General features: G+C 40.8%; 13 protein-coding genes and 1 other annotated feature. Of the genes, 3 read left to right on the top strand and 10 right to left on the bottom strand.

Annotation, left to right across the window (positions count from 1 at the left end):
• Window positions 1-80: 80 nt before the first annotated feature.
• The gene (gene scpC, locus ACFX4R_RS24920) at window positions 81-1,595 is read right to left on the bottom strand and encodes a succinyl-CoA:acetate CoA-transferase ScpC (protein ID WP_322552122.1); all 1,515 of its coding nucleotides are present in this window, start codon (window positions 1,593-1,595) and stop codon (window positions 81-83) included.
• A 132-nt stretch (window positions 1,596-1,727) separates the two neighbouring features.
• Window positions 1,728-2,372: a LytTR family DNA-binding domain-containing protein gene (locus ACFX4R_RS24915; protein WP_050690645.1), complete on the bottom strand. Its 645-nt coding sequence runs from the start codon at window positions 2,370-2,372 to the stop codon at window positions 1,728-1,730.
• Window positions 2,373-2,530: 158 nt separating this feature from the next.
• Between ACFX4R_RS24915 and ACFX4R_RS24910 the strand changes: the two genes are divergently transcribed.
• Entirely contained in the window at window positions 2,531-3,211 is a 681-nt protein-coding gene (locus ACFX4R_RS24910; RefSeq protein ID WP_028408225.1) for a DUF421 domain-containing protein, read from the top strand.
• A 33-nt stretch (window positions 3,212-3,244) separates the two neighbouring features.
• Here ACFX4R_RS24910 and ACFX4R_RS24905 read toward each other — a convergent pair whose 3' ends face one another.
• From ACFX4R_RS24905 to ACFX4R_RS24890, 4 genes are all read right to left on the bottom strand, one after another.
• Window positions 3,245-4,732: a DHA2 family efflux MFS transporter permease subunit gene (locus ACFX4R_RS24905; RefSeq protein WP_043983032.1), complete on the bottom strand. Its 1,488-nt coding sequence runs from the start codon at window positions 4,730-4,732 to the stop codon at window positions 3,245-3,247.
• A gap of 279 nt (window positions 4,733-5,011) precedes the next feature.
• Window positions 5,012-5,569, bottom strand: a complete 558-nt coding sequence (locus ACFX4R_RS24900) for a 3D domain-containing protein (RefSeq protein WP_162214390.1) — start codon at window positions 5,567-5,569, stop codon at window positions 5,012-5,014.
• Window positions 5,570-6,194: 625 nt separating this feature from the next.
• Complete coding sequence (locus tag ACFX4R_RS24895) at window positions 6,195-7,079, bottom strand: superoxide dismutase (RefSeq protein WP_028408223.1); 885 nt, start codon at window positions 7,077-7,079, stop codon at window positions 6,195-6,197.
• Between the two features lie 140 nt (window positions 7,080-7,219).
• Entirely contained in the window at window positions 7,220-8,050 is an 831-nt protein-coding gene (locus ACFX4R_RS24890; protein WP_230184230.1) for a glycosyl transferase family 2, read from the bottom strand.
• Between the two features lie 233 nt (window positions 8,051-8,283).
• Here ACFX4R_RS24890 and ACFX4R_RS24885 point away from each other — a divergent pair, with 233 nt between their 5' ends.
• Window positions 8,284-8,949, top strand: a complete 666-nt coding sequence (locus tag ACFX4R_RS24885; RefSeq protein WP_280559780.1) for a cupin domain-containing protein — start codon at window positions 8,284-8,286, stop codon at window positions 8,947-8,949.
• Window positions 8,950-9,002: 53 nt separating this feature from the next.
• On the opposite strand, the gene ACFX4R_RS24880 is transcribed toward ACFX4R_RS24885, so the two are convergent.
• The 3 genes from ACFX4R_RS24880 to ACFX4R_RS24870 all read right to left on the bottom strand — a co-directional run bounded on the left by ACFX4R_RS24880 (window position 9,003) and on the right by ACFX4R_RS24870 (window position 10,683).
• Window positions 9,003-9,239, bottom strand: a complete 237-nt coding sequence (locus ACFX4R_RS24880) for a hypothetical protein (RefSeq protein WP_224357852.1) — start codon at window positions 9,237-9,239, stop codon at window positions 9,003-9,005.
• Between the two features lie 55 nt (window positions 9,240-9,294).
• On the bottom strand, window positions 9,295-9,879 hold the full coding sequence (locus tag ACFX4R_RS24875) for a hypothetical protein (protein WP_377570768.1): 585 nt from the start codon (window positions 9,877-9,879) through the stop codon (window positions 9,295-9,297).
• Window positions 9,880-9,975: 96 nt separating this feature from the next.
• On the bottom strand, window positions 9,976-10,683 hold the full coding sequence (locus tag ACFX4R_RS24870; RefSeq protein ID WP_377570765.1) for a Type 1 glutamine amidotransferase-like domain-containing protein: 708 nt from the start codon (window positions 10,681-10,683) through the stop codon (window positions 9,976-9,978).
• Window positions 10,684-10,791: 108 nt separating this feature from the next.
• Here ACFX4R_RS24870 and ACFX4R_RS24865 point away from each other — a divergent pair, with 108 nt between their 5' ends.
• The gene (locus ACFX4R_RS24865) at window positions 10,792-11,295 is read left to right on the top strand and encodes an immunoglobulin-like domain-containing protein (RefSeq protein ID WP_377570763.1); all 504 of its coding nucleotides are present in this window, start codon (window positions 10,792-10,794) and stop codon (window positions 11,293-11,295) included.
• 318 nt (window positions 11,296-11,613) lie between these two features.
• Here the strand turns inward: ACFX4R_RS24865 and ileS are convergent, their stop codons facing one another.
• Window positions 11,614-14,712, bottom strand: coding sequence for an isoleucine--tRNA ligase (gene ileS / locus ACFX4R_RS24860; RefSeq protein WP_377570761.1), 3,099 nt, complete (start codon window positions 14,710-14,712; stop codon window positions 11,614-11,616).
• A 52-nt stretch (window positions 14,713-14,764) separates the two neighbouring features.
• Window positions 14,765-15,006: a binding site (T-box leader), on the bottom strand.
• Between the last annotated feature and the right edge of the window lie 217 nt (window positions 15,007-15,223).

The raw sequence follows: 15,223 nt of genomic DNA, 5'->3' as shown, positions 1-15,223 counted from the left end.
CGTAATTCAAAGAGATAACAAACACAAGTTTCTGACTCAAGGGAAAAACGCTTTGTCTCCTAAGGAGATAAAGCGTTCTTTTACTTTGTTTGCTCTACAACTTCTCGCATCGTTCCATTTTTTTGATAAGACATATGAAAAGAAAAGGCTTTTTCAAGAACGTGCGGTGTTTGTCCGCCTCGCGTGAGCGCTTCTTCGTAATACGCCATAAGCTGGTCGCGGTACATTGGATGTGCACAATTTTCAATGATTCGTTTTGCTCGTTCTCTTGGAGCGAGTCCGCGCAGGTCTGCGTATCCTTGCTCTGTTACAATCACATCCACATCGTGTTCCGTATGATCAACGTGTGAAACAAACGGCACTATACTTGAAATATCGCCGTTTTTGGCAATAGATTTTGTTACAAAAATACCGAGACGCGCATTTCGGGCAAAATCTCCTGAGCCTCCGATTCCGTTCATCATTTTTGTTCCCATCACATGCGTGGAATTGACGTTTCCGTAAATGTCTAGCTCTAGGGCAGTGTTAATAGAAATCAGTCCTAAGCGACGAATGATTTCTGGATGGTTTGAAATTTCCTGCGGGCGAAGAATGAGCTTATCTCGATAGGCTTCAAAATTAGAGAAAACTTGTTTCATTTTATCCGCTGAAAGCGTAATTGAGCAGCAGGAAGCAAACGTAACTTTTCCTGCGTCAAATAAATCAAACACGGCGTCTTGCAATACTTCTGAATACACTTCTAAATCATGAAACTCTGAATCTAACAAACCGTGGAAAACGGCATTTGCCACAGATCCAATTCCAGATTGTAAAGGAGCAAGCGATTCAGTTAATCGCCCTTCTTTAATTTCTTCACGTAAAAATGAAATCAGATTTTGAGCCATCACAACCGTTTCTTCGTCAGGTGCTACAATCGTAGACGGTGAATCTAGCTGATTTGTAAACACAATACCCTTTACTTTATCTAAATCAATTGGTATGCCTAATGAACCAATACGATCATCAGATTTTTTCAAAGGAATTGCATCTCTTTGTCCTTGAACGCCCGGATCATATAGGTCATGAATGCCTTCTAACAGCTCTGGCTGCGCTGTGTTAATTTCAATAATAATAGATTTTGCATGCTCGGCAAACACCATCGAATTGCCGATTGAGGTTGTTGGAATCATTATTCCGTCATCCGTAATAGAAACCGCTTCCAAAATAGCGAAATCTATTGAATCTAACACGCCTGAACGCACCCATTCAGAAGTATGCGATAAATGCTGGTCAATAAACTGAAATTCACCTTCATTAATTTTTTTACGCATGGTTGGGTCCGCTTGAAACGGCAGGCGCTTGTTTAACATGCCTTTTTCTGCAAATAGCTTATCCACATCTGATCCAAGTGAAGCACCGGTATACACGCTTACTTTTATCGGTTCTGTTTCTGCTCGTTTCGCTAGCGCAAACGGGACAGCTTTGACATCCCCCGCGCGTGTAAAACCGCTTAGACCAAGAGTCATTCCATCTTGAATCCAAGACGCTGCTTCTTCAGCAGAGACAACTCGATTCTTTAGTGCTTCATCCTTAATTCGACTGCAAACGTTTTCCATTCTGTTCACTCCTTGTTTTTGCTCTTTTTTACCATTTTACTGTAAAGCGAGCGTACACAAGAGTTTTTGGAATGAAATGGACAAAAATAGCGATAAAACAGCATATTTGATGATAATTAAGCAAAATGACGGTTAAAACCCAAGGAGTTTTCGAAAATAGCTGGCGTACGACTGACTGACCGGAATTTTTTCTCCGTTGTTCATCACTAATAAAAAAGTTGAATGTGTATCAGGATAAATTTCTTGAATTTGCGTCACATTGACGATAAAAGAACGATGACAGCGCACAAACTCTTCTTTTGGAAGCACATAATCAAATTCATTTAACGTGTATTTATGCGTACCCGTATACTTCTGTGCGTACACATATGTTTTTCGGTCACGCGCTTCTACGTAGATAATTTTTGAGAAAGGAACCGGTATCCATCCCTCGTTCACCTTTAACGTCACAACTGACTTTCCGCTCGTTAACGCGGGAAAAATCGCCGTCACGCACCCTTGAACCTCTCCTTCATCTAAAAAAGGCACGGCCATGCCATAGTAAGGTGTGCCGAATACGTCTCGGTGAATAAATTCCGACACTTTTTGCTTTCGTTCTAATGCTTTATATGTAATCGTTCCTTTTTTTATTTGATCTCCAGGGCTGATTTTTAAGTTAATTCGTTTGCTTGCTCGGTAATACACGTACGTTTCTAGATCTGAAACGGCAATCGACGCTTCATCGGAGAACAATTCACTGATGACATCTAATAATGCGGATGCTTTAAACGGTTTCATCTTTTCACCTTCTTTTGTCTAGTTAAACACGCTGCTTCTTTATTGTAGCGCAAAAGCAAAAGCGATTGGGAGACAAGCATGGAATTTATCCTTTTAACTGCATAAAATTTCTATTTTTTCACAACATAAAACAATGAAATGAAGGAAGGGTGAAATGTATGGGCTATGCTGAATCGACGTTTCGAATCGCCTGTTCATTTTTTGTGCTGCTTCTTTTAACGCGGCTCATGGGAAAAACAGAAATCAGCCAGCTAAATGTGTTTACATTCATTACGGCGATTACGATTGGTAATATCGCTTCTTCCCTCTCCACTGATAAGCGAGTAGAGATTGATAAAGGAGTGTATTCTCTGCTAGGATGGACATTTTTAACGATCGCTATGGGCTATCTTGGAATGAAATCGAAAAAAGCGCGGCATCTTATTACCGGTGAGCCTAAAATTGTGATTAAGCAAGGGAAAGTGATGGAAAAGGCGTTAAAACAAGTCCGGCTAGATATTGAATCTCTTTTAGGCATGCTGAGGCAGCAAAATGTATTTTCCATAAAAGATGTAGAATACGCCATATTAGAAATCAACGGAAACCTTTCCGTTATGCAAAAACAAGATAAAAAGCCGAACTCGTGGTCAAAAACGCTTTTATTCCCCACTTCAACAGGCGTTATTTACGATGGAAAAGCGAATGAAGATGCCTTGAAGGACCTGCATGTAGATAATAATTGGCTGCATAAACAGCTAGAAAAAGCGGGAGTCAACTCAATTGATGACGTCTTTTACGCTGAGGTTCAGTCCGACGGATCGCTTTACATTGACTATAAAAAAGACAAATTTAACTCATAAAAAAAATCCGTACCAAAAGGCACGGATTTTTTATTAGCTTGCTTTTTTTACACGATTTGTAATGGTATCTTCTTTTGGTGATGTTTTACGAATAAAGAAGGCTAAAACAAACGCGATCACACTTAAAATCGTTGCAATCATAAACGCATCGTTAATACCCATTGCCGTACCTTGATTCACAGCTTCAGCCATACTGCCTTTATCTGTCGGCAAAATTTGCTGATTCGTGACGATGTTTTTCACGTGTTTTTCACCTTGATTCATCATAATAGATACAAAGAACGCCATTCCTACAGCTCCAGCAACCATTCGAAGCGTATTAACCATCGCTGTGCCGTATTTATTTAAGCTAAGCGCAAGCTCATTTAATCCTGCTGTAAAGATTGGCATCATGAGCAGCGACATACCAAACATACGAACAGTATAAACAATCATTACATACATAAATGTTGTTGTTGTTTCAAGTTTTGTTAGTTCATATGTTGTTACAACGGTAATCGCTAAACCAATAACAGCAAGCCATCTTGCGCCAAACTTATCAAACAGACGTCCTGTAATCGGAGACATAATCCCCATTACAATTCCCCCTGGCAGTAACAGCAAGCCTGAAAGAAACGGTGAAAAACCGCGTACGTTTTGCATATAAATCGGCATTAAAATCATACCTGAAAACATTGCCATTGTCACAATCACGTTAATGATTGTTGTTAATGTGAACATACGGTAACGGAAAATACGGAATTCAAGAAGCGGCTGATCGATTTTTAACTGACGGAAAATAAAGAACAGAATTGAAATACCGCCTACAATGAACATGGCTAATACTTCAGTGCTGGTCCAGCCCTTTGTACCGCCCGTAGCGAACGCATAAAGCAAGCCGCCAAATCCAATTGTTGACAAAATAACGCCAAGCACATCTAGCTTAGGTCGGCTTGTTTCTGTCACGTTTTTCACTAAAATAATAGCCGCAATTACGTTAATAAGTGCAATTGGAAACATCATAAAGAATAAAACGCGCCATGAGTAGTGCTCAACTATTAAACCAGAAAGCGTCGGCCCTACTGCCGGTGCGAAGTTCATCGCTACACCAAAAATCCCCATCGCAAAACCGCGTCGGTCAGGCGGGAATAATGTAAAGATAACGTTGGTAATTAACGGAAATAAAATCCCTGCTCCTGCTGCTTGCACGACGCGTCCCACTAAAATAACGGAAAATGTCGGTGCAATACCGCAAAGCAGTGTTCCTACTGTAAACAGACTCATTGCTGTAATATACAGCTGCCTTGTAGTAAATCGATTCATTAAAAATGCTGTAATCGGAATAACAATTCCGTTTACTAACATAAAGATGGTTGTTAACCAGTTGCCCGTAGCCGCCGTTACATGGAAATGATCCATCATTTGCGGAAGCGCAATGTTAATCAGCGTTTGATTTAAAAAAGCGACGAGCGCTCCCATTATCATTACGCCAAAAATAGACCGAGTTCGGGCTTGATCGGACTGTTGTGTTTGTGTATTCATTTTAACAAGACCTTTCCCTTTAAAATTATCTGTATGTAAATCTTCAGATGACAAACAGGTTAAGAATATATTTTATGTGTTCATTCTATTAATTTATGTCACGAATATTTAATGAACTTAATTATATACCGGATAAATATATCCGTTTCCGAAATATTTGTCAACAAATATGATCATTTTCGTAAAACTTTTCCATCAGTATATATAAAGTAGCATGCCCTTTAATGAAGAAAAAAATGAGAGCCCTTCAACGAAGGCTCTCATTCCCTTAAGAAATACTTATTTTAAGATTTGAACTTTTACTGTTTTTCTTCCCCATTTTAACGCTTCTTTTTGAGAAGGAAGAAGAACGTCAATTTTATTTCCTTTAATCGCACCGCCCGTATCAGCTGCGATTGCCGTGCCATAACCTTCTACGTATACTTTTGAACCAAGCTTAATCACTTTTGGATCGACAGAAATCACTTTTTGATTTGGATTCTTTTTCAAGTCAATTCCAATCGCTGTTTTTCCGCTGCAGCCTTTGCAGTTCGCTGTGTACGCTGTTGCTGTTACTTTAAATTCTTTCACAACGTTTGAAGACTTCGCAGGCGCTGCTTTAGCAGGCGTGCTTGATTTTACTTGAGATACTTTTAATACTTGTTTCGGATGAATGCTGTCTGACTTTAAGTTATTCCACTGTTTCAGCTGACTAACCGATACTTTATATGTCTTTGCAATTTTGTATAGCGAATCTCCGCTTTTTACTGTATATGTATTTGTTGCAGCTGATGCACCACTTGCCACTCCGAACAGTGACATTAGAACTAAACTGAACGTAATCATTGCCTTTTTCATGTAATTGATTTCCCCTTTATCTACCAATACATAAAAAATAACACATGAATATTACAGTTATATTTCAGTATCATGTCAATAGTTTGATAGTTTAGTTACAGTAAAAATAAAGATTCTTCCTTTTAAACTAGTAAATTAATCACCTTTACTCTTCAAAAACATACATATTTAGGTATATGACGGTGCTTTTACACACATTTACACTGGATTATTTCATTTGTAACATTTCACTGGTTCTAGAGGCTTATACTTTGTTTTATATTGGTTATTTAGAACATAGTTTATTTAAAATTAATAAATGCGTTAAAGGAGCTTAATATACATCACTTTTTACACCGCTGTTGATTTCCGTGCAAGACTTCGCTTTCGGCGGGTGGCCGATGAGCCTCCTTGTCGCTTGCGCTCCTGCGGGGTCTCATCTATTCCACTATTTCCTCAGGAATCTTCGTCTTGCTCTCCAATTAACTGCTAGAAACGCATACATACATGATCGCCATAACAATAAAAAAATCCGAACGAGTTGGATTCTCCATCAAGAATCTCAATTCATCGTTCGGATCTTTCTTCAACTAAAATACTTTTATCATAGCCTTTTTATTTGAAATTAAAATGCCTGCATTCCTTGTTAATATGGCTGCCACTGAAGCATTTTAGCTGCCTCGAACCTTTTTTCTACATTGGGCCAGTAAACTATTTTCCACCAATTATCAACGTACGGATCACGTTCATTTTTGTACTGCAAATAATAGGCGTGTTCCCATACGTCTAATACGAGCAGCGGAATCGTATCCCACTGCGTGAGAAGCTGATGGCGCTCAGCTTGCAAGACTTCAAGCTTTCGCGAACGCGGCGACCATACTAAGATAGCCCAGCCCACACCTTCCACTTTTTTTGCAGCTTGAGAAAAATGCATCATAAATTTCTCATAGCTGCCAAAGTCTTTTTGAAGCTGCTGCAGCAGCTGTCGTTTCGGCCTCCCTCCTCCTTCTGGACTCATAATTTCCCAAAAGATTGTATGCAAGTAATGACCTGAGCCATGAAAAGAAGCTTCCCGTTCCCAATGTTTTATGAGGTCAAAATTGTTTGTGTTACGGGCTTGCTGCAGCATGAGCTCTGCTTTATTTAATCCATCTACATAGCTTTGATGATGCTTGCTGTGATGAAGACGCATGATCTCCCGGTTAATATACGGTTCGAGAGCTGAATAGCTATAGCCAAGCGGCGGCAGCTCGTGCTGTCCTGGCGCTATTGATTCTCGCTCCCTTCCGTCGTCTCCAAGCCGCTCTTTTAAAACTTTATCAATATGTCGCACTGCATTATTGATTTCTTCTAACGTATATTCGTTGACATCTTCTTCGCTTAAATATTCAAGAACGTCTTCTTGCGTGCGCGTTATATATGACGTTATATCTACTTCTGTAATGGCTTCTTCAAATACAGGATCACATACTTGTTCAAGCCAGGTCTGAACTTCCATCAAGTATCTTTTTCTCTCATCTTGATCGGCCATACTTTCCCTCCTTACACCTCATCTTCACTATCATATTCAAAAGAAAAAGCAACATAACTTCCTACTTGTATCTATTGAGTTGGAAAATTCGACATAAAAAAGGCAAGAGTTCCTTTAAGCTTGAACTCTTGCCTTTTTTATTATATCTTCTTTGCCATATTTACATAATCAATCGTTTCTTGCTTGCTAACAGCCGCGTGCTTCAGCTTTGGATTATAATAGAGCTCGACTTTTATATTATTGATTTCACAGTCATCTGGCATATCCTGCAAATCCATTAAAAATGGCAGCAAGTGATTGTTCATATCGTATTCAAACGCCCCGTTTTGCAAGTAATACACCTTCGGCACATAGTTAATATGGCGAAAAAACTTCACTACGTTAATTCGCTCACCGTATAAGGCTATCACTTCATCTTCTGTCAAGTTCGGATAAGATAAATTAAACACTTGCCGAACCGGCGTTTTCAGCCACTTGGTCAAGCAAGTCTGCGGATTGTTGACAAGCGCTTTTGCTCCTTTTACGTACCCCGCTAAAAACATCGACATAAAGCCGCCGCCCGATGATCCGTAAAATAGCACATTAGACGAACTCACCTGTACTTTTTTCATGAACTTTTCAATTACAACCGCAATGTCTTTTAAATAAAAACGATCGCTTGTCCCTTGTCCCCACGCAAGCGACACTTTTCCTAAATAAAGCGTGGGGTCGTTGTAATAAATAATGGAATCTTGGAATTCATTCATCCACGAATGGCGCTGAAAATATGGAGGGCCTGCAGGCATTTCCTGACTTGCCCCTCCTCCTGAACCAAACACAAGCAAATGAGAAGACTCTTTTTTTAATCTCACTAAAAACTCAAACAGCACTCCGTTCCACTCAACCGCGACTAAAACGGGCTTATTAAACGGCAGCTGAAGTTCGTCCAGCTTCTCATACGTACTAGTTATTTTTTCATATTGATCAAGCAACAGCTCTGCAACTCACTTTCCTTAAAATGATCTGTCGTATGCGTCGGACATTGATCATGTCTCTTTAAAAAAAAGAACCTGTTACAGTATATGAAAATCAGTGGACAAATGATTGTACACCTTATCAAAAAGAGGCCCTTACCTATATATCCTTCTAGGCTTCTGTCACGAAATACAACGCTTCACATACGATACAGCATCATAAAAAATTCAAGGATCGGAGCTGAAGACCCTTGTCAACGTCTTATATGGATTACAATAATCCAAACGTACAATACTTTTCCGATTTGAACAAAAACAGACTTAATACGCGCAATGATGAAAACTATATTAACCGGCTAGGAAGAGATGTGCTAAATACTCTTGGAAACGTATCGTTACTCGATATTTACTTAAGCAAAAGCCGCGTGGTCGAACCGCACTATCATCAAAATGCCGCTGAGCTTGTTTACTGCATTTCAGGCTCAGCCGTCGTTTCATTAATCAATCCGTTTAACAACGAAGTCACAAATATTCCAATTACTCCCGGTCAAGTAGCCAATATCCCTCAAGGCTGGTGGCACTGGGAGATTGCGTCTGAAGACAATACGCATTTACTTGCCATTTTTGACGCCCCTTACCCGGAATACATTTTTGGATCGGACATTTTAAATAAGACGCCTATTGAAGTCCTTGCTCACACGTACTGCTTAGATCCGGAGCAACTAAAGAAAACGCTGGCTCCGTTAAAAAATCAAACCATCGTGATTGGACCAACAGACGAATGCGGAGAAAAAGAACACTATAAAAAGGAAAAACAAGTTGGCCCAGCCTACTATCACACGTCTCCTTATATGTATCCTCCGCCTCAGAATCCCTACTATCACCCTCAAAGCCCCTATCACTATCGGTACTGGTAGAAACAAAAAAACCGCTGCCAACGCAACGGTTTTTTGTTGAATACATAACATTATTAGTCTGTATATGTACTATGAAAGGCTGCTTCAATATATGCAACTTGGAAATGATAATGTCCAATTAAATATTTCACAATATCCACTTGATCAATTTTGCCAGGCTTATCGACCATCGCTTCTTTCACCATTTTTTCAAATGTACCTTGATCAAACTGTTCTTCATGAACAACAATTGTCTCAGAGTACGTTTCATCTTGTCCTTCTGAAATGCGGTAGTAATACAATTTTTTCACCTCAATTTATCTTAAATATATGTATACCCCTAACTAATAACCTTCAAACATTTTTTCAACGTTCTTTTTCCGCTTTACGATAGGCCGCGGCTTTTACTTTTACAAGCAGCCTTGTAAACCAGTACGCTACTAGCGTTATTCCTATATCAATAAGAAAAATATAAAACAAACTCATTCCTTTTCCTGAATCAATAAACCCAAAATAGTCTTCAAGAGGCGCCAATCCAAATGAAAAAACAGCGCTCAACAGAATGGTATACAGATAGAAGCTCTTTTGATGATTCGTGCAATATTGATAAAGCAGGAGAAAACCTACTGGCAAAATAGAAGCTGTAATATTCGTTGCGTTTGGAAGCTGCGGCGTTAAGAAAAATGTGTGTGTTAAATAACCGGTTCTTCCCAGTGCAATATCCATATATGCCCAAAGCACATGCACCGTATACCCAAAGAAAAACACCTCAAAGATCCGTGTTCGGTCTGCGATAAAATACAACAACACAAGAGGAAGAACGAGCGAAGCAAGTACCACCCAAAACTGCCAGTTCCCAAAATCTGAATACTGATGCCAATACGAAGATAATAACTCCTGCAGCTTATCGCTTTGTTCATGTATGTTTCCCCAGTATTGTTTATAGCTCACTGAAGTACCCTCCTAGATAGAATCTCTGCTTATGTATGTACAAATAAGCTTCATTTTATACAGAGATTTATACAGAGAAACATGAGAAGCGGCCATTTATTGCTTGCGATCACCCAAATAGGTCACCGGAAGCTCACGTTCAATTACGTCTTCCTCTTTCCGATTAACAACATACGCTTTTGCTGTAGGTCTTGAGCTAAGTGATGCAGACAGCTTTTCGTCTTTAAAATGCAGCGCGACTCCGTCATCTACAGCGTAACCTTCTTTCATTTCCCCGCTTGCAATTAATTCATGATACGAGGGTCTGCGATTGCTTTCTCCGTCATAGTGAGGACAGTTGCTCCCCGTTAAAAACCCTAAACAATCTAGTTTAGACAGTTTGTTATTCATTGAATCAGTGACGCCTTCTTCAAACCAGCAAAGTGAACCTGCGCTTATTCCTGCCAAAATAATTCCTTTTTTATAAGCCGCTTTTAAAATCGTATCCAGTCCCCATTCTTTCCATAAAAGAAGCATATTCCTTGTATTACCGCCGCCTACATACAAAATATCCTGCTGCAGCACATATGCTTTTAAATTCATAAAGTTTTGAGAAAACAGCGATAAATGAGCCGGTTTGCATTCCAACTTCCCAAACGCTTCATAAAACCTTTCTATATAATTATCCGCATCTCCGCTTGCTGTAGGGATAAAGCAGATCTTCGGTACGTCCGTATGAGCTTGTGAAAGTATGTATTGATCCAGCAGCAGGTTATCCGGCTCCATTGAAAAGCCTCCGCCGCCCATGGCTATAATTTGTCTCATTTCAATTCTCCCTTTCAAAAAAGTGATATGAAAAATGGAAATTCATACTATTTTCAATAGATGGTTTTCCGTATAATGGAAGAGTAAAAAAAAGGTGGTGTAAAGCTTTTGAAAATAGTACGAACACTTTTACTAATACTAGGCATTTTTATTATCTTGTTTTGTATCTTTGGCTATATCGATTATAACGGTCAAAAAATGGAGCTAGGAGCCAAACAAGAAAAAAACATCCCACCTTCCATTAACACTGACGGAGGAACCATTACGCTATCTGCTGTCAGTAAAAAATACGATAAAACTCAGTTTGGCTTTTTTGTTATTCAAAACAATTCGACGCATACCTTAACGATTCCTTATGAAAATACGGCGGATCACTTAAAAGACGGAAAGTGGTACGAAGTTATGCTAAACGGATTAGAGTTTCCTGATAAAAATGTCACGCTGAAGCCAGGGAAATCCTTCAAACAAGATATCGCAACTCCTAACTACAAAGTAGGAAAATATCGTTTTGTTCAACACTTTAAAGATGAAAACGGAAAAGAGTATGTGTTAGCGGCTCCTTTTGAAATTGTCTGGCCGAGTCTTAAGAACGTTCTCGGGCAGTTTGATTAAAGGTAAAAGAGAGAGTTAGAAATACCGAAATTCATCTCACCTAAAGACGAGCAAACCGGGTGAACGATTAGTATGAATTGTTTGTTACCCCGCTGTTGATTTCCGTGCAAGACTTCGCTTTCCGCGGGCGGCCGGTGAGCCTCCTCGTCGCTTTCGCTCCTGCGGGGTCTCACCTGTTCCGCTTTTCCCGCAGGAGTCTTCGTCTTGCCCTCCAATCCACAGCTAGAAGCTGCTACGTTCACTATAAAAACAGAAAAAACGAACGGTTAATAGATAAACCGTTCGTACATTAATTCAACTTATCCTTGCCTCTCTTTATCAGCTCTGATTTAAAACACGAAGCGTAACTTGCTTTGTTCCGACCTTTACCGTCTCTCCGTTTTCGATAGTTTCTGTCACATGAAGACTGTGCAGCAGAAGATTTTCTTGAAGCAGCGTTTCAAACTTCGCCACGGCTTTCTGCACTTCTTTGTCTCCGCTAAGCTCTAAATCAATACGTAAATTCACGGGTAAATCCAGCTTTTTGCGATAATCTTGAACCGCTCGAATTACTTCACGAGCGACTCCTTCCTGCACGAGTTCTTCGGTTAACGCCGTATCCAACACCGCAGTATACGTGCCGTTTGATGCAACCGCAAAACCTTCTTTTGGCACTTTTTCAACAAGTACGTCTTCCGTTTCAAGCGTTAGGTTCTCTCCTGAAGCAAGCGTAACACTTAGCTTACCTTGCTCAACAAACTCTTTCCCTTTCTCTTCTGAAAGGTTTTTCAGCGCTTGGTTGACCTCATTCACTTGTTTTCCAAACTTTGGTCCAGCCTGTTTAAAATCAAGTTTTAATACGTATGAAACAAGTTTGTCGTCGTCTTGCTCCACGTTAAAGTTCTTTACATTAAGCTCATCTTTGATGACATCACGATATGCTTTCCACTCTACATCTTCTTCCGTTACCACAAGTGAAAGACTTTGCAGAGGCTGCTTTACTTTTAACGAATGCGTATTTCGGATGCTTCGGCCTAGTTCCACTACTTGAAGCACCGCTGCCATTTCTTTTTCCAGCTTTTCGTTCACTTTCGTTTGATCACAAACAGGATAGTCTGCTAAATGAACGCTTTTCCCTGTGAGATTTTCATGAACATCATCCGCAACAAACGGCGTAAACGGCGCTAATAGCTGACTTAACGTCACTAGTACTTCATGAAGCGTATCGTAAGCCGCTGCTTTTTCTCCGTCCATTCCTTCTGACCAAAAACGATCGCGGGAACGTCGCACATACCAGTTGCTTAGCTCTTCAATGAATACCGCGATTTCACGAGCCCCGCTTGTAAACCCGTAATCTTCAAGATGTGCTGTTACACGCTTGACCGTGCTGTGCAAACGCGAAAGAATCCATTCATCCAATTTTGTTTTTTTCAATTCATACGTTTGCTTCGGGTCATAGCCGTCAAGCTTGGCGTACAGCACGTAAAAGCCGTACACGTTCACGAGTGTATCAATCACTTTTGACTTCGCTTCTTGCACGACACGCTCTGAAAATTTCTTCGGATTCCAAGGCGCACTGTCAGCTAAAAGCGCCCATCTAAGCGCATCGGCACCAAATGTATGAATAAGATCAACAGGGTCCAGCGCATTTCCTTTACTTTTAGACATCTTTTGACCGTTTTCATCTAAGACGTGACCAAGAGACAAAACGCGCTTATACGGTGCTTTTCCTGTAAACAGCGTTGAAACTGCCATCAAGCTGTAAAACCAGCCGCGCGTTTGATCGATTCCTTCTGCGATTACGTCTGCTGGAAACTGTTTTTGGAACAGTTCGCTGTTTTCAAACGGGTAGTGATACTGTGCAAACGGCATCGAGCCGCTGTCAAACCAAACGTCAATCACTTCCGGCGTTCGCTTCATTTCTCCGCTGCAGACCGGACACGTCAACTGCACGTCATCTACATACGGCTTATGAAGTTCAATGCTGTCAACCACGGAATGAGACGCATGTTCCTGAAGCTCTTTGATGCTTTTTGGCGCTACTTGATGCTGGCATGCTCCGCATTCCCACACGTTCAGGGGCGTTCCCCAGTAGCGCTTTCTGCTGATGTTCCAGTCCACCATATTTTCTAAAAAATTGCCAAAGCGACCGTGCTTGATATGATCCGGGTACCACGTCACGCTTTCATTGTTTTTCAAAAACTGTTCCTTCAACGCCGTCGTTTGGATAAACCAGCTTTCATTTGCGTAATAAAGAAGCGGCGAGTCGCATCGCCAGCAAAACGGATAGCTGTGCTCATGCTTTTCTTTATGATACAGCACATCTTGATTGGCTAAATAACGAACGATATCAACGTCGCAGTCTTTCACGAAACGTCCTTGAAAAAGCGGCACTTCAGACGTGTACTGTCCTTTTTCATCCACTACGTTCACAAATGAAAAGTCGTTTTCTTTTACAACTCTGTAATCATCTTCGCCGTATGCAGGTGCTAAATGAACAACTCCTGTTCCGCTTTGATCCGTTACGTAATCAGCCGTTACGACTTCATGCCCTTTTTCCACTTTTACAAAATGAAACGGCGGCTCATACGACATCCCTTTTAACTCATTTCCTTTATGTTGAGATAAAACCGTATACTCTCCTTTTAACACTTTGTCTGCGAGCGCTTCTGCCACTATATACACGCTGTCGACTTGCTCAGCGCGGACATAACTCATCTCTTCATGCACCGCGAGCGCCACGTTTGACGGAAGCGTCCAAGGCGTTGTAGTCCAGCCTAAAAAATACTCATTATCGCGGTTTTTCACTTTAAATTTCACCGTTACCGTTAAATCTTTTACATCTTTATACCCTTGCGCCACTTCATGCGAACTTAATGATGTTTGACAGCTCGGGCAGTAAGGTGATACGCGGTGGCCTTTATAAAGAAGTCCTTTATCATGAATCGTGCCAAGCACGTTCCATACACTTTCAATGTATGAATTCTCCAAGGTGATGTAAGGGTCTTCCATATCAACCCAATAGCCAAGCTGCTCCGTGAACGTGCGCCACTGCTTTTCATACACAAACACACTTTCCTTACACTTATTGATAAAAGCTTCTACGCCGTATTTTTCAATGTCATGCTTCCCAGATATTCCGAGCTGCTTTTCAACACCGAGCTCAACCGGAAGTCCGTGCGTATCCCAGCCTGCTTTTCGAATTACTTGATACCCCGTCATCGTTTTATAACGGGCCACAACGTCTTTAATCGTCCGGCCTAGCGCGTGCCCCACGTGAGGCAAACCGTTTGCTGTGGGAGGTCCTTCATAAAATACAAACGACGGCTGCCCTTCTCGGTTTTGAACCGACTGCTGAAACACATTTCCTTTTTGCCACTGCTGCTGGATACGCTGTTCGCGCTCTTGCGAAGACTCCCTTACATTCACTTCTTTCATGTGATACCACTCCTTTTAAAGTTAAAAGCACACAAAGAAACCCGTCCCTATGACTAGGGACGGGTTTTAACCGCGGTACCACCCTGGCTTCTATTGATCCGTTCATCAATAGCACTCAGCAACGTACAATCATACGCGTTCTTTTTAACGGTAGACTACCGTTCAAACTTACTTATCGTTCAGTTTGACTTCTCAGAGAGGATATTCCCCTGCAGCTTGAACACCGGCTTTCAGCTATCACCAGCTCTCTGTGGAACAAACTTGCAGCGTACTGATTCTCTTCAACGAATTTGTGTGCTTTTATTAGTAGCTATTGTATGCATTTTGGAAGGGAATGTCAATGTTTATGATATTTATGTATGTTTCTTCTTATAATACAGCCGTCTATTGATAAAATAACTGCTTACCACTGTTTGCTGCCTTTTTCGCGCTCTCAGGAAAAGGCAATGTACACAAAAAACCACCTCATTCAGGGTGGGTATTATTTGCATCTACCACTTGAAAGATGATC

The organism is Priestia sp. YIM B13490, from assembly GCF_042787735.1.
Taxonomy (GTDB): domain Bacteria; phylum Bacillota; class Bacilli; order Bacillales; family Bacillaceae_H; genus Priestia; species Priestia megaterium.
This window is presented reverse-complemented; position numbering and strand designations above follow the sequence as displayed.

Excerpts from the sequence above, each read along its gene's own strand:
- scpC (WP_322552122.1), bottom strand. The coding sequence starts at position 1,595 with ATGGAAAACGTTTGCAGTCGAATTAAGGATGAAGCACTAAAGAATCGA.
- ACFX4R_RS24915 (WP_050690645.1), bottom strand. The coding sequence starts at position 2,372 with ATGAAACCGTTTAAAGCATCCGCATTATTAGATGTCATCAGTGAATTG.
- ACFX4R_RS24910 (WP_028408225.1), top strand. The coding sequence starts at position 2,531 with ATGGGCTATGCTGAATCGACGTTTCGAATCGCCTGTTCATTTTTTGTG.
- ACFX4R_RS24905 (WP_043983032.1), bottom strand. The coding sequence starts at position 4,732 with ATGAATACACAAACACAACAGTCCGATCAAGCCCGAACTCGGTCTATT.
- ACFX4R_RS24900 (WP_162214390.1), bottom strand. The coding sequence starts at position 5,569 with ATGAAAAAGGCAATGATTACGTTCAGTTTAGTTCTAATGTCACTGTTC.
- ACFX4R_RS24895 (WP_028408223.1), bottom strand. The coding sequence starts at position 7,079 with ATGGCCGATCAAGATGAGAGAAAAAGATACTTGATGGAAGTTCAGACC.
- ACFX4R_RS24870 (WP_377570765.1), bottom strand. The coding sequence starts at position 10,683 with ATGAGACAAATTATAGCCATGGGCGGCGGAGGCTTTTCAATGGAGCCG.
- ileS (WP_377570761.1), bottom strand. The coding sequence starts at position 14,712 with ATGAAAGAAGTGAATGTAAGGGAGTCTTCGCAAGAGCGCGAACAGCGT.